The organism is Pseudomonas sp. fls2-241-R2A-110, from assembly GCF_030209165.1.
Classification (GTDB): domain Bacteria; phylum Pseudomonadota; class Gammaproteobacteria; order Pseudomonadales; family Pseudomonadaceae; genus Aquipseudomonas.
On the sequence record NZ_JARVSN010000024.1, the window covers coordinates 89,885 to 105,688 of the forward strand.

The 15,804-nt window shown below is 58.4% G+C and carries 20 protein-coding genes; 6 read left to right on the forward strand and 14 right to left on the reverse strand.

Translation table 11 applies throughout. The annotated features are described in order from the left end of the window. Window positions 1-42: 42 nt before the first annotated feature. The 6 genes from QRN31_RS20095 to QRN31_RS20120 all read right to left on the reverse strand — a co-directional run bounded on the left by QRN31_RS20095 (window position 43) and on the right by QRN31_RS20120 (window position 5,193). Entirely contained in the window at window positions 43-264 is a 222-nt protein-coding gene (locus QRN31_RS20095) for a hypothetical protein (protein ID WP_090188686.1), read from the reverse strand. A gap of 71 nt (window positions 265-335) precedes the next feature. Then, a complete protein-coding gene (locus QRN31_RS20100) occupies window positions 336-1,376 on the reverse strand; it encodes a DNA topoisomerase IB (protein WP_285434037.1) in 1,041 nt (346 codons plus the stop codon). 76 nt (window positions 1,377-1,452) lie between these two features. Beyond that, window positions 1,453-2,532, reverse strand: coding sequence for a molybdenum ABC transporter ATP-binding protein (modC, locus tag QRN31_RS20105; protein WP_285434038.1), 1,080 nt, complete (start codon window positions 2,530-2,532; stop codon window positions 1,453-1,455). A 3-nt stretch (window positions 2,533-2,535) separates the two neighbouring features. After that, window positions 2,536-3,216 carry a molybdate ABC transporter permease subunit gene (modB, locus tag QRN31_RS20110; RefSeq protein WP_285434040.1) on the reverse strand — a complete coding sequence of 227 codons (681 nt, stop codon included), beginning with the start codon at window positions 3,214-3,216 and terminating at the stop codon, window positions 2,536-2,538. Then, window positions 3,217-3,984 (reverse strand): molybdate ABC transporter substrate-binding protein, encoded by a 768-nt coding sequence (gene modA / locus QRN31_RS20115; RefSeq protein WP_285434041.1) that lies wholly within the window; start codon window positions 3,982-3,984, stop codon window positions 3,217-3,219. It abuts the gene before it with no gap. Between the two features lie 144 nt (window positions 3,985-4,128). Then, window positions 4,129-5,193: an NAD(P)H-dependent flavin oxidoreductase gene (locus tag QRN31_RS20120; RefSeq protein ID WP_285434042.1), complete on the reverse strand. Its 1,065-nt coding sequence runs from the start codon at window positions 5,191-5,193 to the stop codon at window positions 4,129-4,131. Window positions 5,194-5,403: 210 nt separating this feature from the next. Here QRN31_RS20120 and acuI point away from each other — a divergent pair, with 210 nt between their 5' ends. After that, window positions 5,404-6,387, forward strand: a complete 984-nt coding sequence (gene acuI, locus QRN31_RS20125; protein WP_285434043.1) for an acrylyl-CoA reductase (NADPH) — start codon at window positions 5,404-5,406, stop codon at window positions 6,385-6,387. On the opposite strand, the gene ada is transcribed toward acuI, so the two are convergent. From ada to QRN31_RS20150, 5 genes are all read right to left on the reverse strand, one after another. Further along, the gene (gene ada / locus QRN31_RS20130; protein ID WP_285434044.1) at window positions 6,388-7,452 is read right to left on the reverse strand and encodes a bifunctional DNA-binding transcriptional regulator/O6-methylguanine-DNA methyltransferase Ada; all 1,065 of its coding nucleotides are present in this window, start codon (window positions 7,450-7,452) and stop codon (window positions 6,388-6,390) included. An 87-nt stretch (window positions 7,453-7,539) separates the two neighbouring features. Beyond that, window positions 7,540-8,220 carry a DNA oxidative demethylase AlkB gene (alkB, locus tag QRN31_RS20135; RefSeq protein ID WP_285434045.1) on the reverse strand — a complete coding sequence of 227 codons (681 nt, stop codon included), beginning with the start codon at window positions 8,218-8,220 and terminating at the stop codon, window positions 7,540-7,542. Continuing rightward, on the reverse strand, window positions 8,210-8,914 hold the full coding sequence (locus tag QRN31_RS20140) for a 2OG-Fe(II) oxygenase (protein WP_285434046.1): 705 nt from the start codon (window positions 8,912-8,914) through the stop codon (window positions 8,210-8,212). Before QRN31_RS20140 ends, alkB begins: the two co-directional genes overlap by 11 nt. A gap of 135 nt (window positions 8,915-9,049) precedes the next feature. Next, the gene (locus tag QRN31_RS20145; RefSeq protein ID WP_285434047.1) at window positions 9,050-9,229 is read right to left on the reverse strand and encodes a hypothetical protein; all 180 of its coding nucleotides are present in this window, start codon (window positions 9,227-9,229) and stop codon (window positions 9,050-9,052) included. A 35-nt stretch (window positions 9,230-9,264) separates the two neighbouring features. Beyond that, a complete protein-coding gene (locus QRN31_RS20150; RefSeq protein ID WP_007900033.1) occupies window positions 9,265-9,567 on the reverse strand; it encodes a DUF1883 domain-containing protein in 303 nt (100 codons plus the stop codon). Window positions 9,568-9,779: 212 nt separating this feature from the next. On the opposite strand from QRN31_RS20150, the gene QRN31_RS20155 reads away from it, so the two are divergent. Beyond that, a complete protein-coding gene (locus tag QRN31_RS20155; RefSeq protein WP_222590411.1) occupies window positions 9,780-10,136 on the forward strand; it encodes a hypothetical protein in 357 nt (118 codons plus the stop codon). Window positions 10,137-10,208: 72 nt separating this feature from the next. Continuing rightward, window positions 10,209-10,439, forward strand: coding sequence for a hypothetical protein (locus QRN31_RS20160; protein ID WP_259154958.1), 231 nt, complete (start codon window positions 10,209-10,211; stop codon window positions 10,437-10,439). Between the two features lie 11 nt (window positions 10,440-10,450). Here QRN31_RS20160 and QRN31_RS20165 read toward each other — a convergent pair whose 3' ends face one another. Both QRN31_RS20165 and QRN31_RS20170 read right to left on the reverse strand, forming a co-directional pair. Beyond that, the gene (locus tag QRN31_RS20165; RefSeq protein WP_285434048.1) at window positions 10,451-10,732 is read right to left on the reverse strand and encodes a hypothetical protein; all 282 of its coding nucleotides are present in this window, start codon (window positions 10,730-10,732) and stop codon (window positions 10,451-10,453) included. 141 nt (window positions 10,733-10,873) lie between these two features. Further along, window positions 10,874-11,059: a hypothetical protein gene (locus tag QRN31_RS20170; protein WP_259154957.1), complete on the reverse strand. Its 186-nt coding sequence runs from the start codon at window positions 11,057-11,059 to the stop codon at window positions 10,874-10,876. 270 nt (window positions 11,060-11,329) lie between these two features. Here QRN31_RS20170 and galU point away from each other — a divergent pair, with 270 nt between their 5' ends. Together galU and gorA are read left to right on the forward strand one after the other, a co-directional pair. Next, on the forward strand, window positions 11,330-12,169 hold the full coding sequence (gene galU, locus QRN31_RS20175) for a UTP--glucose-1-phosphate uridylyltransferase GalU (RefSeq protein ID WP_090183531.1): 840 nt from the start codon (window positions 11,330-11,332) through the stop codon (window positions 12,167-12,169). A gap of 131 nt (window positions 12,170-12,300) precedes the next feature. After that, a complete protein-coding gene (gene gorA / locus QRN31_RS20180; protein WP_285434049.1) occupies window positions 12,301-13,659 on the forward strand; it encodes a glutathione-disulfide reductase in 1,359 nt (452 codons plus the stop codon). Here gorA and QRN31_RS20185 read toward each other — a convergent pair. Next, window positions 13,656-14,675, reverse strand: a complete 1,020-nt coding sequence (locus QRN31_RS20185; RefSeq protein WP_222586473.1) for a DNA-binding protein — start codon at window positions 14,673-14,675, stop codon at window positions 13,656-13,658. The two genes, gorA and QRN31_RS20185, sit on opposite strands and share 4 nt — an antisense overlap. Before the next feature lie 178 nt (window positions 14,676-14,853). On the opposite strand from QRN31_RS20185, the gene QRN31_RS20190 reads away from it, so the two are divergent. Beyond that, entirely contained in the window at window positions 14,854-15,792 is a 939-nt protein-coding gene (locus tag QRN31_RS20190; RefSeq protein WP_285434050.1) for a site-specific integrase, read from the forward strand. Window positions 15,793-15,804: the final 12 nt, after the last annotated feature.

The following is a 15,804-nucleotide window of genomic DNA, read 5'->3' on the forward strand; positions in this document are numbered from 1 at the left end:
GGGGTCGCTGGTCCATCAGCTGTTTAAGTATAGACCCGGGCTTCAGCCTTGTCGGACCTTCACTTGAGACCTGGCATTGAGCTGTCGGCATTCACGTCGGGCGTCTTCTTCAAGATCGAAACCGTCACCGATGAAACCATGGGTTCGAGTATCGGCGATGCGATACCAGACGGCGGCGTCGGGTGGCAGGTGGCTGGTTTCTCCGGCTCGGCGACCATGAATGATGATCTTGTTGCAACGCTTCACAACGAAAATGTCTTCCATGGCGTCACCGCAGCTTATTTGTGTCCACATCAACTATAGAAGTTCTTTGCGAAGGTGCAAAAAAGGATGGCTCAGTTCGTCGGTTCCGTCGCGGCGATCATCTTGTCCAGGAACATGGCCAGCCCGACTTCTTCAGCCCGCAGCCCTTTACGCGTCCTCGGCCGAGGCAGTTCGGCCAATGCGCCGAGCATGAAACCTTCGAGCACTGCCGGGTGGATGTAGCATTTGCGGCAGACTGCCGGGGTGTTGCCCAACTGTTTAGCGACGTCTTTTACCATCGCCACAACATGCCGTTTTGCATCCGATTCGGGCTCCCACTGCAGCTCTCGCAACACTGACAGTGCCAGCGCGCTGCCCGCCCAGGTGCGGTAATCCTTGGCCGTGAAGTCGGCGCCGGTGAGGGTTTGCAGGTAGGCATTGACGTCGGATGAGCTGACGGTGTGCCGCTCGCCGTGTTCGTCCAGGTATTGAAACAGGTCTTGTCCGGGGATCTCCAGGCAGCGCTTGATGATTCGCGCCAGGCGTCGGTCTTTCACGGTGATCTGGTGTTCGACGCCACTTTTGCCGCGGAACTGGAACAGGATCGCGCTGCCGTTCACTTCGACGTGGCGGCTACGCAGGGTGGTCAGTCCATAGGACCGATTTTCCCGGGCGTATTGCGTGTTGCCGACCCGGATCAACGTCGCATCGAGCAAAGTAATCACGGTCGCCATGACTTTGTCCCGACTGAACCCGGGCGCGTCGAGCAACGCTTCCAGACGTTTGCGCAACTTGGGCAATGCCTGGCCGAAATCCCTCAGGCGCGAGTATTTGTCGGCGTCGCGCACTTCGCGCCAGCGCGGGTGATAGCGGTATTGTTTGCGGCCGCGGGCATCACGGCCGGTGGCTTGCAGATGGCCGCGAGGGTCGGCGCAGATCCACACCTTGGTGTAGGCCGGTGGCACGGCGAGGGCGTTGATGCGTTTGATTTCGTCGGGGTCCTTGATGCGCTGGCCCGCAGGATCGAAATAGCAGAATTTCCCGCGCAACAGCTTGCGGGTGATTCCGGGCTGCGTGTCATCGACATAGTGCAGGTCCGGTGGCAGCACATCGGGCAGCGCGTTATCGGGCATGGCGGGCAATCCTCGGCGACAAATCAGGGGCCTGTAAAGCCATTGACCGCGCCTGTTCGCCGTGGTGCCAGCGGATTTAAGCCAGGACGGCCACCGCTTTGATTTGCGCCCAAAGCTGTTGGCCGGGGTGCACGCCGAGTTGATCCCGGGAGTAACGCGTGATTCGAGCGAGCAGTGGCGTGCCCGCCGCATTCAGGCGGATCAGCACGTGGGCGGCATTGTCGGCGCCGATTTCACTGATCACCGTAACGGGCAAGCGATTGAGGATGCTGCTTTGCTCGACGCTTTGCAGGCTCAGGCTGACATCTCGTGCCTGGACCTTGCAGCGCAATGCCTGACCCTGGCTCATGGGCGCGTGTGCCACCCGAATGCTCAGATCGGAACCGGGCAATTGCAGCGTGAGCAATTGATAGTGCGGGTCATAAGCGCAGACATGACCTTCAACCACCACGCCAGCATCGTCGCCCAGCGCCAGAGGCAAATCGAGACGCGCCAGGGTTTCACCGATGGGACCGCTGGCCAGCGCCTTGCCATCGCTGAGCAAGACGAGGTGATCGGCCAGCCGCGCCACTTCATCCTGCGAGTGACTGACGTACAGCACCGGGATGTCCAGTTCATCGTGCAAGCGTTGCAGGTACGGCAGGATCTCGTTTTTGCGCTGGCTATCCAGCGCCGCCAGCGGTTCGTCCATCAGCAACAGTTTCGGGCTGGTGAGCAGCGCACGAGCGATGCCGATACGTTGCCGTTCTCCGCCGGACAGATGTTGCGGATGACGGTCCAGCAGATGACCGATACCCAGCAGTTCAGTGGCATGCGCCATGTCGACGCGGCGCTGCGGTTTCGGAATACGTTTGAGACCGAATTCCAGATTGGCCAGCACCGACAGGTGGGGAAACAGGCTGGCTTCCTGGAAAACGTAACCCAGTGCGCGTTTATGTGGCGGGACGAAAATCGTCTTGTCGCTGTCCTGCCAGACTTCATCGTTGACCTGAATGAAGCCGTTTTCGGCCCGTTCCAGACCGGCAATGCAGCGCAGGCATGTTGTCTTTCCCGACCCGGAAGGACCGTATAGCGCGGTCACCCCACGGCCCGGCAAATGCAGATCCACGTCCAGGGCGAACCCCGAGTAATTCAGTTTCAGTCGCGTATGAATCATCGATCAGCTCCAGCCCGCTTTGGTTTTGCGGCTGGAGTAGAGCGCCAGCAACACGGCAAACGAGAACACCAGCATCGCCCCGGCCAGCCAATGGGCCTGGGCGTATTCCATCGCTTCGACGTGATCGTAGATCTGCACTGAGACCACGCGGGTCTTGTCGGGGATGTTGCCGCCGATCATCAGCACCACACCGAATTCGCCGACGGTGTGGGCGAAACCGAGAATGGTCGCGGTGATAAATCCCGGGCGTGCCAGTGGCAGAATCACGCTGAAAAAAGTGTCCCACGGATTGGCGCGCAAGGTCGCGGCTACTTCCAATGGGCGAGTGCCAATGGCGGAAAACGCGTTTTGCAGCGGCTGGACCACGAACGGCATCGAGTAAAGCACTGAACCGATGACCAAGCCGGCAAAACTGAAGGTCAGCGTGCCGAGCCCCAGCGATTGGGTGAAATGACCGACAAAGCCATTGGGGCCCAGCGCCAGCAACAGATAAAAACCAATCACCGTGGGCGGCAGCACCAGGGGCAGGGCGACGACGGCCCCGACCGGGCCACGCAGCCAGGACTGAGTGCGCGACAGCCATAACGCAATCGGAGTGCCGATGACCAACAGGATCACCGTGGTCAGGGACGCCAGTTTCAGGGTCAACCAGATGGCGGAAAAATCGGCACTCGTCAGGGTCATTTAGAGTTGGTAACCGTAGGACTTGATGACAGCGGCGGCTTTCGGACCCTTGAGGTAGTCAACCAACGCTTTGGCAGCCGGGTTGTCCTTGCCCTTATTGAGGATCACGGCGTCTTGTTTGATCGGGTCGTGCATGTCCGCCGGAACGATCCACGCCGAACCGCCGGTGACTTTGCCGTCTTTATAGATCTGAGACAAGGCTACGAAACCCAGTTCAGCGTTGCCGGTGGAAACGAACTGGTAGGCCTGGGTGATGTTCTGGCCTTCGACGATTTTGTCTTTGACCTTGTCGCTCAGGCCCAGCTTGGCCAGCACCTGTGTGGCGGCCAGGCCATAGGGAGCAGCCTTTGGGTTGGCAATGGACAAATGCTGATACTGATTGTCGCTGAGCACTTTGCCCTTGGCATCGACGTATCCATCTTTTGCCGACCACAGCGCCAACGTGCCGACGGCGTAAGTGAAGCGTGATCCCTTGACGGTATCGCCTTCGGCTTCGAGTTTTTGCGGGGTGGTGTCGTCTGCCGAGAGGAACACCTCGAACGGCGCGCCATTCTTGATCTGGGTGTAGAACTGGCCCGTTGCGCCGAAGGAAGTGACCAGTTTGTGCCCGGTGTCTTTCTCGAAATCAGCAGCGATGGCCTGGATCGGCGCGGTGAAGTTGGCGGCAACGGCCACCTGGACTTCGTCCGCCTGAGCGGAGCCGAAAGCGAATGCGGCGACAAGGCCTGCGAGACAGGTGGGGGCAAAACGTGAGGCACGAATGGTCATGAAACGGCTCCGTTATAGGCGAATGCAACAAGGGGGTTAAAACGCTATATAGCGGAATATATAGCGAAATGCCTGCAAACGGAATGCGTGGAGTTCAGGACTGGCCTGTAGCAGCCTTTGGCGACTGCTACAGGGGACTGCGTGTTATCGACGAATTAACCTGGCCAAGCCTTCTTCTGCCAACTGCCGAGTCAGCTCGGCGGTTGTCGTTTCAGTGCACAACGTAAACGCCTGCCCAGCCCAGAGGTTGCTGAAATCCGCTTCACCTTTGGCGCGCAACGGCATCAATGCACCACCGGCCAGAGGGAAGGCGGGGGCTTTATCGCTCATGGGGCCGAGTTCGCGCATGACCCGATTGAGAATTCCGCGTGCCGGGCGACCGGTGAAAATGTTGGTCACCGCGGTCTCGCTTTCCTTGGCGGTGCGCAACGCTTTGTGGTGGGACGCGCTGACCTTGGCTTCCGGTGTGAACAGATAAGCCGTCCCCACCTGCACTGCCGAAGCACCCAGTACAAACGCTGCCGCCACGCCCCGCGCATCGCTGATCCCGCCCGCTGCAATCACCGGCACTTTCACCGCGTCGACGATTTGCGGCACCAAGGCGAATGTTCCCACCTGGCTGCTCAGGTCATCGCTGAGAAACATCCCGCGATGGCCTCCAGCCTCGTAACCCATGGCGATGATCGCGTCGCAGCCATGTTGTTCCAGCCAGATGGCTTCTTCGACCGTGGTCGCCGACGAGAGGATTTTTGCCCCGGTGGCCTTGACTCGATCCAGCAGGGATTTTTCTGGAAGGCCGAAGTGGAAGCTCACGACTTCGGGGAGAAATTCTTCGAGCACTTCGCAGGCCGCGTTATCGAAAGGTGCACGATTGGAGACCGGTGTCGGTGCTTCGAAATCGACGCCCAGCTCCCGATAGTACGGTTCCAGCAGATTCTTCCACTCGCGCGCGCGTTGCTCGTCGGCGGCTGGCATTTGATGGCAAAAGTAGTTGATGTTGAACGGACGCTGGCTGTGTTGACGGATCGTCTTCAGCTCCTCGCGCAATTGCTCGATGCTCAGCATGGCGGCTGGCATAGAACCCAGGCCGCCAGCATTGCTCGCCGCAATGACCATGGCCGAGCCGGTGGCGCCAGCCATGGGCGCCTGGATGATCGGCAGCTCGATGCCGAGCAGGTCAAGAATGCGGGTGTCTGGCCATTGGCTCATTTCAATGAATCTCCGACGGGTAGAACCGTTTTTTACCAGTAATTACCAGGGCAGGGCCAGTCGACTTTTGGCTGGCGAAAAAAAGCATAGCCATGCGTCATGAAAACGCCCGACGCTTTAGCGGCTTAGCTGAAAGTCTTGTACGGCGAAATGTTTCTTTGTGGTATTTCAATAGGCCCACAACCTGATTGATTCCATTGAGAGGGCATGATGTTCAAAGGCATTTTGATCGACAAAGACGACAGCGGTTACCGGGCCACACTGCAAGAGATCAATGACGATCAACTGCCCGAGGGCGATGTGACGGTGCGCGTGGCGTACAGCACGCTGAACTTCAAGGATGGCCTGGCAATCACTGGCAGCAGCCCGGTGGTCAGGAAATTCCCGATGGTGCCGGGGATCGATCTGGCCGGCAGCGTCGAGGTCAGTGAGCATCCCGACTACAAGGTCGGCGACCAGGTCCTGCTCAATGGCTGGGGCGTGGGCGAAGGGCACTGGGGCGGACTGGCGCAAAAGGCTCGCCTGAAGGGCGACTGGCTGATTCCACTGCCTAAAGAATTCACCGCAGCCCAGGCCATGGCGATCGGTACTGCCGGTTACACGGCAATGCTGTGCATCCTGGCGCTGGAGCATAACGGCGTGACGCCTGAGCAGGGCGAGGTCCTGGTCACTGGCGCCAATGGTGGTGTCGGCAGCTTCGCCATCGCACTGTTGAGCAAACTCGGCTATCGGGTCGTGGCATCCACCGGCCGCACCTCCGAACACGATTACCTCAAGCAGCTCGGGGCCAGCGAAATCATCGATCGCGCCACGCTTTCCGAGCCTGGCAAACCATTGGCCAAAGAGCGTTGGGCGGCGGTGATCGACTCGGTCGGCAGCCACACGTTGGCCAACGCCTGTGCCAGCACCAAGGCCAATGGCACGGTGGCCGCGTGCGGTCTGGCACAGGGCATGGACTTTCCGGCGTCAGTTGCACCCTTCATTTTGCGCGGTGTGACCCTGGCCGGGATCAACAGCGTGACCCAACCCAAAGCCAAGCGTGTAGAGGCCTGGAACCGCCTGGCGAAAAATCTGGATTTTTCCCTGCTGCCGCTGATCAGCCATGAGATCGGCTTGAGCGAAGCCATTGAAGCCGCACCGCGCTTGCTGGCCGGGCAATTGCGCGGTCGGGTTGTGGTTGACGTGAACCGCTGATTACACCGTTTCGCGTTCGAGCAACTGACGCTTGCGCTCGACACCCCAGCGATAGCCCGACAGGTTGCCGTCGCTACGCACCACGCGGTGGCAGGGAATGGCCACCGCAATGCTGTTCGCGCCACAGGCCTGGGCCACGGCGCGCACGGCTTTCGGCGCACCGATCCGTTGAGCGATATCGGCGTAGCTGGCGGTGCTGCCGGCAGGAATTTCCCGCAGCGCCTGCCAGACCCGTTCCTGGAATGCCGTCCCGCGTACGTCCAGGGGCAAGTCCAGGCCCATGGCCGGTGCTTCGATAAATCCGACCACCTTGGCGATCAATTGCTCAAACGCGTGATCGGCCCCAATCAGGTTGGCACGTCGAAACTTGTCCTGCAGGTCGCAGACCAATTGGTGTGGATCGTCCCCCAGCAAAATCGCGCAGACGCCACGTTCACTTTGCGCCACCAGAATCGCCCCCAGGGAACACTGGCCGACGGCGAAGCGGATGTCGGTATTTTTGCCGGCCGCGCGGTAATCGCCAGGTTTCATGCCCAGCACCTGATCGGCCGACTCATAGAAGCGGCTATTGGAATTGAAGCCTGCCTCATAAAGGGCATCGGTGACCGAGCCGCCATGCGCCAGACGATCACGAACCTTGCGTGAGCGATGGGCCGTGGCGTAACCCTTGGGCGTCAACCCGGTCACGGCTTTGAACACACGATGAAAGTGGAAACTGCTCAGGCCAGCAGCCTGCGCCAATTCATTCAAGGCCGGCAGCTGTTCGGCAGATTCGATGTGACGGCACGCGGCGGCCACGATCACCGCGTGTTGTGCAGCAACGTCGCTTTGATCCTTTGCGGCCCGCTTGCTCGGACGATAACCGGCCGCCCGGGCTTGTTCAGCGGTGTCGAAAAACTCGACATTCTGTGGGTTCGGCAGGCGCGCCAGGCTGCTGGGGCGGCAGTAGATTCCGGTGGTTTTCACCGCATAGACAAATTGCCCGTCCGCTCCCGGGTCGCGTGCGACGACAGCCGCCCAGCGGGGATCGTCCTTGGTGGCGATTATTTTCGAATGAGTTGTCATCGCGTTTTATCCGTTGGCCCGTTTCATTCAGACTATCCAGCCAGCAGGATCGTGGCACTCCGAGTCTTGCGGTCGAATTCGAAGGTTTCAACCGGCGGTTCGAAAGGTGAAGTTGATCCGTTGCTCGCCCAGTCGAGGGTGATAACCCTCCTTGATCGGCAGGACGCCGTGATAGCGCAAGCGGTCGACGCCACCCCAGACCACGATATCGCCATGCTGCAGCCCTATGCGCTGGCTTTTGTCCCCACGTTCAAAGCCGCTGAACAGAAACGTGGCCGGCAACCCCAGAGACACAGAAACAATGGGTGCCGCGTAGGAACCTTCGTCTTTGTCCTGATGCAATGACATCTTGGCCCCAGGGATATAGCGGTTGATCAGGCAGGAATCAGGTACGAAGTCCGCAAATCCCGCTTCCCGTGCCGCCGCTTGTGCCAGTTCGAAAAACACCTCGGGCATCTTCGGCCAGGGCTGTCCGGTCTGCGGGTCGTGACGCGTGTACCGGTAACCGCTGCGGTCGGTAGTCCACCCCCAAGTGCCGCAACTGCTCAAGGCGACGGACATGGTGAAACCGCCCGGCGTGACCATTTGCCGAAACGGCGCTGCCGCCAGAACCGCTTCCAGTTCAGGCAGCAATTGTTCCAGCCAGGGCAGGGCAAAGCCTCGCAGGACGTAGGACTGTTCACCGATCTGCTCGCGCCTGGGCTGTTGCTCGGGTTCGGCATCAGCAAACATATCGAGGGTGGTCGGGCTCATGGGGTCATAGCGCATCGTGAAAGATGATTCCAAGAGTATGCCGTTTTCCACTGTGCAGGCGACTCACGCCGTGGCGCATTGTCACTCGGTAATAGCCACGCACGCCTTTGACCGGGCGCTGATTCACGGCAAAGATCACGCCATCGCCTTTCTTCAGGCCGATGACCTGCGGACGTGATTGCATCCTCGGTCGCTGCTCGGTCAACACAAACTCGCCGCCGGTGAAATCTTCATCCGGTTCTGACAGAAGAATCGCTATTTGCAGCGGAAACACGTGTTCGCCGTACAGATCCTGATGCAAGCAGTTGTAGTCCTGCGGCCCGTATTGCAACAACAACGGTGTCGGGCGCTCCTGACCGGCGGCATGGCAACGCGCAAGAAACGCTTCGTGCGTTGCGGGAAAGCGGGTTGGCAGATCCATGCATTCGTACCAGCGATTGGCGATCGGCACGAGGAGAGGGTAGAGCGCGCTGCGCAAGCAGGCGACCACATCCGGCAGTGGGTATTTGAAGTATTTGTACTCGCCGCGGCCAAAACCGTGACGAGCCATCATCACTTGGGAGCGAAAGGGGTTCTGTTGCGGATAGAGCGCGCTGATTTCGTCACAAGTCGTCACGCTTAAAAGCGACTTGAGGACGGCGCAACCATCCTGGTCGAGTTGCTGCCCGAGTGTCACCCAGTCCAGCGTGTCCAAAGAGAGTTCGCTCATCGTTGACTCCTTAACCCAAGGTCGAGGCAGGCAGTCTAGGGCTCGATAAGAGGGTGAACACTCCGGCGCTTGCGGCCAGACTCGAGAGGGCGCGGAGCATGACGTCCTTGTTGTCGCTCCGGGGGCCGAGTCGCGTTACAGTGCCTTGCTGACGCTGATATCGCTGATATCGCTGATGACGTCTTCGCTCGAACCATGGATGGCGTCCAGCGCGGCTTTGGCTTCTTCTTCAGTGCCGTTTACGAGCTGGGCAAATTCGAAGCGGCGTTCACCGTTGAGTTTGTATTTGATGACGTACTTGGTCGTTTGGGCCACGGTGATACCTGCCTGTGTGCGTGTGGGAGCGTTTTTCAGCTCAGTTTCGAGCTGGAACGACGGATGATCTTGATCGAGTGCGTCAGGGTCGGTTTACGGGTCACGCTGATCGGACGACGGTTGACCGTGTCGATGGTGATGTTCCAGAAACCGGTGCTCGGCGCTGTAATCCGGGCCGGGAAGGTGTCGAACGCACCGCCGTGGTAAGTGTGACGGCCACCATTCTTGAAGCTGCGGAAGTTGGCGTCGTTCATCAAGCGGATGTTGCACATTTGCGAGCACTGGATGACGACGATGTCGTCTTCGTTGAGGTGCTCGCGCTGGTGGATAAATTTCATGAGGCGCCTCCAGAAGGGCTTTTTCTACAAAATCAAAACGATAGCATGGGCGATTGGCGCAGTTTATCAGCCCGAACGGGTTATTATCCGGTCGCCGGGGTCCGCTTTGACAATTAAAAACAGTTATTCGGAATTCTATGAGCGATAAAAGCAATGAGCCTCGGAGAAAACCAGCATTTGTGCTGTCGGAGGGTCTTTATCGGAGGTTTAGTATGAAGTGGGGTGTATTGGTCCTGCCGCTGGCTTTAGTAGTGAGCGGTTGCGCAAATGTCGCGGAAATTAGTGAAACGCTGCCCACGATGAATGTGATCTCAGGCAAGAAGCCCCATGAGTATGCGCAGTGCCTGGTAGAAAATCTGGCGAAGAGTCGTGGCGCCTTGCAACTGGAGTCGCACAAGGACGGTGTGCGGGTGATCGTGCCAGCCAAGTTTTCTTCGGCCCCGGCCGCTGTCTTCGATATCGAAGAACGCTCGAGCGGCAGCAGTATCAAGCTGCATGAGCGGATGTCCAATGTGCCGATACGTCCAAAGGATGTACAGAAAGCCGCCAATATCTGTATTTCCGGCTGATAGAATGGCGAGCTTCAGCACCAATGCCGTCAAGGTCGCACTTTGACGGCATTGTCATTTTTGGAGTCGAGCATGAAGCGAGAGCAGGTGCGGGAGCGCCATGCAGAGGGTCTGATCTCTGCCACCCACGTGATTCAGAACCCGGCGACCCCGGGTGAATGGATCGTTTTTTTCAAGAAAAGCGCCGGGCGCAGTTATTTCCTGGTGGATGAGAACGACGAAGTTGAATCCTTCGCTCGCCTCGACGATTTGATCGAGACCGTACGCGGCCTCGGGCTCAAATTCGCCGAAATTCACATGTAGAACCGCAGGCTTTACTTGCAGACCACCACGACACTGCGGTTTTTGAAGTTGCCGACATCGACACCCAGTGTCTTGTCGCTTTCCTTGGTCGAAGGTGAGCCGTCGGTACCGACGATCCGGTAGCCGGTACCAGCGCACGAGGCGTCGGCTTTTTCATAGCAAGTGGCCCAGGAGTTGGCTTCTCCAGAGCATTCGATGGTCAGGCCTTGCTCGCCATTGTTCAGGTAAGTCGTTTCGGAAGTGGCGCAGCCGTTCAGGGCCAATATCGCAATCAGTGGCAAAAATCTTTTCATGTTGTTGTCGTCGTCAGGATGATGGGGCTATGGCTGTGACATCGCTGATGTCAAAAGGTTATAGCGAATGGCCACTTCTTTGCAGGCAATCACAAAAAAAGCCCTGCATGAGCAGGGCTTCGTCAAAAAACCGGGTTCAGATCAAGCCTTGTCTTTGCCGCGACGGTTGGTGGTTGGGTGTTCCAGTTCCATTACGGATGCCACCTCAGTTGCCATTGCCTCGGTCGGCAAGGGACCGATTTTTTCACCCGTGGCGCTTTGCAGCCACCACTGGCCGTCTTTCGCCTTACTGATCAAGTACCCGTTGACGCTTTTTGCATCCGACATCTATCTGCCTCGTTGGCTGGTTCTGTTGCGCAATGATAGCGCCAAATGCACTCAGGCGGTGCCGATGGGCGTATGGTGGTGCGATTGAATCGCCCGTGCAGGTCTGCTGATCTCTGCTATCTATTAGGGTCGGCCATCAGATCTGCGGAACTATCCGCGATAATATTTCTCTATGTTGGCATCGGTTAGCCAGTGCGGGGCATTGTAAGGTGCACGCCGCCTGATTAGACTGCGCCGAAACTCGTACACACAGCCCTTTCAAGGACTTATATGATCAAGAAATGCTTGTTCCCAGCAGCCGGTTACGGTACTCGCTTCCTGCCAGCGACTAAAGCCATGCCCAAAGAAATGCTGCCGGTGGTAAACAAGCCACTGATCCAGTACGGCGTCGAAGAAGCACTGGACGCTGGGTTGACTGAAATCTCCATCGTCACCGGTCGCGGCAAACGCGCTCTGGAAGACCACTTCGACATCAGCTACGAGCTGGAAAACCAGATCAAGGGCACCGACAAAGAGAAATACCTGGTCGGTATCCGCAAGCTGCTCGACAACTGCTCGTTCTCCTACACCCGCCAGACAGAAATGAAAGGCCTGGGCCACGCGATCCTGACCGGTCGTCCACTGATCGGTGATGAACCCTTCGCCGTGGTACTGGCGGATGACTTGTGCGTCAACCTCGATGGTGACGGCGTCCTGACCCAGATGGTCAAGCTGTACAAGCAGTTCCGCTGCTCGATCGTCGCGATCCAGGAAGTCGACCCGCAAGAAACTCACAAATACGGTGTGATCTCCGGTGAGATGATCCGCGACGACATCTACCGCGTTCACAGCATGGTTGAAAAACCAAAGCCGGAAGACGCGCCGTCGAACCTGGCGATCATCGGTCGTTACATCCTGACGCCGGACATCTTCGACCTGATCGAACAAACCGAGCCAGGCAAGGGTGGTGAAATCCAGATCACCGACGCCCTGATGAAGCAGGCCCAAAACGGCTGCGTCATGGCCTACAAGTTCAAAGGCAAGCGGTTCGACTGCGGTGGCGCTGAAGGCTACATCGACGCGACCAACTTCTGCTTCGAGAACTTCTACAAGACTGGCAAGGCTTACTGATTAGCGCCTGACCTGCTTGTATTGAAAAGCCACCTTCGGGTGGCTTTTTCATTTTCCGCCCCCATAACGCTTGCAGCGCTTGCCCAACGGACGTCTGCGGGTATGCTGGTTGCCTGCCGAGGAGATTGAAAATGGCCTACGATTTTGACCTGTATGTGATTGGCGCCGGTTCCGGCGGTGTACGAGCTGCGCGATTTGCCGCTGGTTTTGGTGCGAAAGTGGCTGTGGCCGAGAGCCGCTACCTGGGTGGCACCTGTGTAAACGTCGGCTGCGTGCCGAAGAAGTTGCTGGTCTACGGCGCGCACTTTGCCGAAGATTTCGAGCAGTCCTCAGGTTTTGGCTGGACGCCGGGCGAAGCGAAGTTCGATTGGGCAACGCTGATCGCCAACAAGGATCGCGAGATCAATCGCCTGAACGGGATTTACCGCAACCTGCTGGTCAATAGTGGCGTCACCTTGCATGAAGGCCATGCCCGGATCGTTGACCCGAACACGGTCGAGATCAATGGCGAGCGCTACACCGCCAAAAACATCCTCATTGCTACCGGTGGCTGGCCGCAGATTCCGGAGATTCCCGGGCACGAACATGCGATCAGTTCCAATCAAGCCTTCTTCCTCAAAGAGCTGCCCAAGCGTGTCGTGGTGGTTGGGGGAGGGTATATCGCGGTGGAATTTGCCGGGATTTTCCACGGGCTGGGCGCCGAGACCACGTTGTTGTATCGCGGTGAGCTGTTCCTGCGTGGCTTCGACGGTTCGGTGCGCAAGCATTTGCAGGAAGAGCTGACCAAGCGGGGCATGAACCTGCAATTCAATTCCGATATCGAGCGCATCGATAAACAATCCGACGGCAGCCTGAAGGTGACGCTCAAGGATGGTCGCGAGCTGGAGGCTGACTGCGTGTTCTACGCTACCGGCCGACGTCCGATGCTGGATAACCTGGGGTTGGAGAACACGGGCGTCAAGCTCGACAAGAAAGGCTTCATCGAAGTCGACGAGCAGTATCAGACTACAGAGCCGTCGATCCTGGCCCTCGGCGATGTGATTGGCCGTGTCCAGCTGACGCCGGTTGCCCTGGCTGAAGGCATGGCCGTGGCGCGTCGTTTGTTCAAGCCGGAGCAGTATCGTCCAGTGGATTACAAGATGATCCCGACGGCCGTGTTCAGTCTGCCGAACATCGGAACGGTGGGTCTGAGCGAGGAAGAGGCGCGGGAAGCCGGCCACGAAGTACAGATCTTCGAAAGCCGTTTCCGTCCAATGAAGCTGACCCTGACCGACTGCCAGGAGCGCACGCTGATGAAGCTGGTGGTGGATGCCAAGACCGATAAGGTCCTGGGCTGCCACATGGTCGGGCCGGATGCTGGCGAGATCGTTCAGGGCCTGGCGATTGCCTTGAAGGCGGGCGCGACAAAGCGCGACTTCGACGAAACCATTGGTGTGCACCCAACGGCCGCCGAAGAGTTCGTCACCATGCGCACACCGGTTAACGCTTAATCTTTCTTTTGAGGCTCTGAAGCGTCTGGCGCTGTTGCAACGACAGCCGCCAGGCGCAGGCTTTCATCGAGACTCGCCTGAGTCTTGAGCAATTCGATTTCCAATCCTTTGTTTATCTGCGACTGCTCATCAACGTTCTGCTTCAGTGATTGGCTTTCCAGCAGGGCGGCGCGCAAGCGTTCCTGGAGGAGGGTGCGTTCGCTGTCGATGCGATTGACCTGCTCCAGCAGTTGATCCTGTCGGCTGTTGGTTTGCTTGAGTTGATCCTGCAGCAGTCCCAGCTCCCGCAGCGTGCCACGGTTCTCGGTGAGCAGGCGCTCGTTGTCGCGATGCAGTTGGGTGATTTCGTCCTGGCGCACCATGGCGCTTTGCTGGGCCTGGCGTAACTCCATCTGGATCTGCTGCACCTGGCCTTCGTGGCGACTGTGCTCTTGCTCGCGCTGTTCCTTGACGGCGTTGCGGTAATGCTCAAGCGCCTCGCGCGCGTGCAGGTGCTTTTCTTCCAGTGAGCGGATCTGCTCATCCTTGTCTTTAAGGCGCAACTCGAAGTCCGCCAGCGCCTGATTCAAGCCGGCGTTGCGGGTTTGCTCGGTCTGCAGCAGGGCGCGGGTTTCTTGCAGCGACTCGGATTCCTGAGTCAGCGCCAGGCTTTGAATCTCGTATTGCTGATGCAATTCGGTGTTGGCCCGTTGCGCTTCAGTCAGCTGGATATCCAGCTCTTTACGCTGCTGATCGAACTGGGCGCGTGCCTCGTCGATGGGTTCTTGCGCCTTTTCCTTCAGTCGTTGCGCCAAGCGTGAAACCAGTCCAGCCAGCTCATCGTCGATCGGTTCCGAAGGTGTCTCGACGCGTTCGCTGCCGTCGTCCAGCTCCTTCAAATAACGGTGGATGGTGGTTTTTGAGCCGGTGTTTCCCATCTCGATCCGTACTGCGTCGATGCTGGGATTTTCACCGCGTGCAAGGATCGCCAAGCGTGCCGCTTGTACCACTGCTTTATTAACGCCGCCACGAGCCATGTGTTCTCCTACGATTTCGTACTGTGGTACGTAACACTAAAGTTGGCAGTGTACCATTCAATTGAAAAAGATTAAAAATGTAACTTGATCATACGGGATATACTGGTATTACCCCGTGTGATGCGCCATACGGCTGGTTTTACCCCGCTAGCGCGGTACGTTTTCGAGAATTGAGCCCATGACTGACCTGGATCGCTACCTGCAAGCCGCCACCCGCGACAACACCCGTCGCAGCTACCGGGCGGCGATTGAGCACTTCGAAGTCAGTTGGGGTGGTTTTCTGCCGGCCACCAGCGACAGCGTGGCGCGATACCTAGTGGCTCATGCGGGCGTGCTGTCGATCAACACGTTGAAGCTGCGTCTGTCCGCGCTGGCGCAATGGCACAGCAGCCAGGGTTTTCCTGATCCCACCAAAGCCCCGGTGGTGCGCAAAGTCTTCAAGGGCATCCGTGCGTTGCACCCGGCACAGGAAAAACAGGCCGAGCCATTGCAGCTTCAGCATCTGGAGCAAGTGGTTGCCTGGCTGGAGCAGGAAGCGCAAACCGCCAGGGCGCAAAACGATCAACCCGGATTGCTCCGCGCCAAACGCGACGCGGCGCTGATCCTGCTGGGGTTCTGGCGCGGCTTTCGCAGCGATGAGTTATGCCGTGTACAGATCGAACACGTGCAAGCCAGTGCCGGCTCCGGCATCACCCTCTACTTGCCACGCAGCAAAGGCGATCGCGAGAACCTCGGCAAGACTTACCAGACGCCGGCCCTGCAGCGGCTATGCCCAGTGAACGCCTACATCCAATGGATTACCGAAGCGGCGCTGGTGCGTGGCCCGGTATTTCGCGGCATCGACCGCTGGGGTCATTTGAGCGAGGAGGGCTTGCACGCCAATAGCGTGATCCCTTTACTGCGCCAGGCTCTGGAGCGTGCCGGCATCCCCGCCGAGCACTACACCAGCCATTCCCTGCGGCGCGGCTTTGCCAGTTGGGCGCACCAAAGCGGCTGGGACCTGAAATCATTGATGAGTTACGTGGGCTGGAAGGATATGAAGTCGGCCATGCGCTATGTTGAAGCGAGCCCGTTTCTCGGGATGGCCAGACTCACTGAAAAGCCGTTGACGCTCTAGATTTCGTTTTCT

Excerpts from the sequence above, each read along its gene's own strand:
- QRN31_RS20160 (WP_259154958.1), top strand. The coding sequence starts at position 10,209 with ATGAAGCGAGAGCAGGTGCGGGAGCGCCATGCAGAGGGTCTGATCTCT.
- QRN31_RS20095 (WP_090188686.1), bottom strand. The coding sequence starts at position 264 with ATGGAAGACATTTTCGTTGTGAAGCGTTGCAACAAGATCATCATTCAT.
- ada (WP_285434044.1), bottom strand. The coding sequence starts at position 7,452 with ATGACAACTCATTCGAAAATAATCGCCACCAAGGACGATCCCCGCTGG.
- QRN31_RS20165 (WP_285434048.1), bottom strand. The coding sequence starts at position 10,732 with ATGAAAAGATTTTTGCCACTGATTGCGATATTGGCCCTGAACGGCTGC.
- QRN31_RS20140 (WP_285434046.1), bottom strand. The coding sequence starts at position 8,914 with ATGAGCGAACTCTCTTTGGACACGCTGGACTGGGTGACACTCGGGCAG.
- QRN31_RS20190 (WP_285434050.1), top strand. The coding sequence starts at position 14,854 with ATGACTGACCTGGATCGCTACCTGCAAGCCGCCACCCGCGACAACACC.
- QRN31_RS20170 (WP_259154957.1), bottom strand. The coding sequence starts at position 11,059 with ATGTCGGATGCAAAAAGCGTCAACGGGTACTTGATCAGTAAGGCGAAA.
- modA (WP_285434041.1), bottom strand. The coding sequence starts at position 3,984 with ATGACCATTCGTGCCTCACGTTTTGCCCCCACCTGTCTCGCAGGCCTT.
- galU (WP_090183531.1), top strand. The coding sequence starts at position 11,330 with ATGATCAAGAAATGCTTGTTCCCAGCAGCCGGTTACGGTACTCGCTTC.
- QRN31_RS20155 (WP_222590411.1), top strand. The coding sequence starts at position 9,780 with ATGAAGTGGGGTGTATTGGTCCTGCCGCTGGCTTTAGTAGTGAGCGGT.
- QRN31_RS20185 (WP_222586473.1), bottom strand. The coding sequence starts at position 14,675 with ATGGCTCGTGGCGGCGTTAATAAAGCAGTGGTACAAGCGGCACGCTTG.
- QRN31_RS20120 (WP_285434042.1), bottom strand. The coding sequence starts at position 5,193 with ATGAGCCAATGGCCAGACACCCGCATTCTTGACCTGCTCGGCATCGAG.
- modB (WP_285434040.1), bottom strand. The coding sequence starts at position 3,216 with ATGACCCTGACGAGTGCCGATTTTTCCGCCATCTGGTTGACCCTGAAA.
- QRN31_RS20150 (WP_007900033.1), bottom strand. The coding sequence starts at position 9,567 with ATGAAATTTATCCACCAGCGCGAGCACCTCAACGAAGACGACATCGTC.
- QRN31_RS20100 (WP_285434037.1), bottom strand. The coding sequence starts at position 1,376 with ATGCCCGATAACGCGCTGCCCGATGTGCTGCCACCGGACCTGCACTAT.
- acuI (WP_285434043.1), top strand. The coding sequence starts at position 5,404 with ATGTTCAAAGGCATTTTGATCGACAAAGACGACAGCGGTTACCGGGCC.
- alkB (WP_285434045.1), bottom strand. The coding sequence starts at position 8,220 with ATGCGCTATGACCCCATGAGCCCGACCACCCTCGATATGTTTGCTGAT.
- modC (WP_285434038.1), bottom strand. The coding sequence starts at position 2,532 with ATGATTCATACGCGACTGAAACTGAATTACTCGGGGTTCGCCCTGGAC.
- gorA (WP_285434049.1), top strand. The coding sequence starts at position 12,301 with ATGGCCTACGATTTTGACCTGTATGTGATTGGCGCCGGTTCCGGCGGT.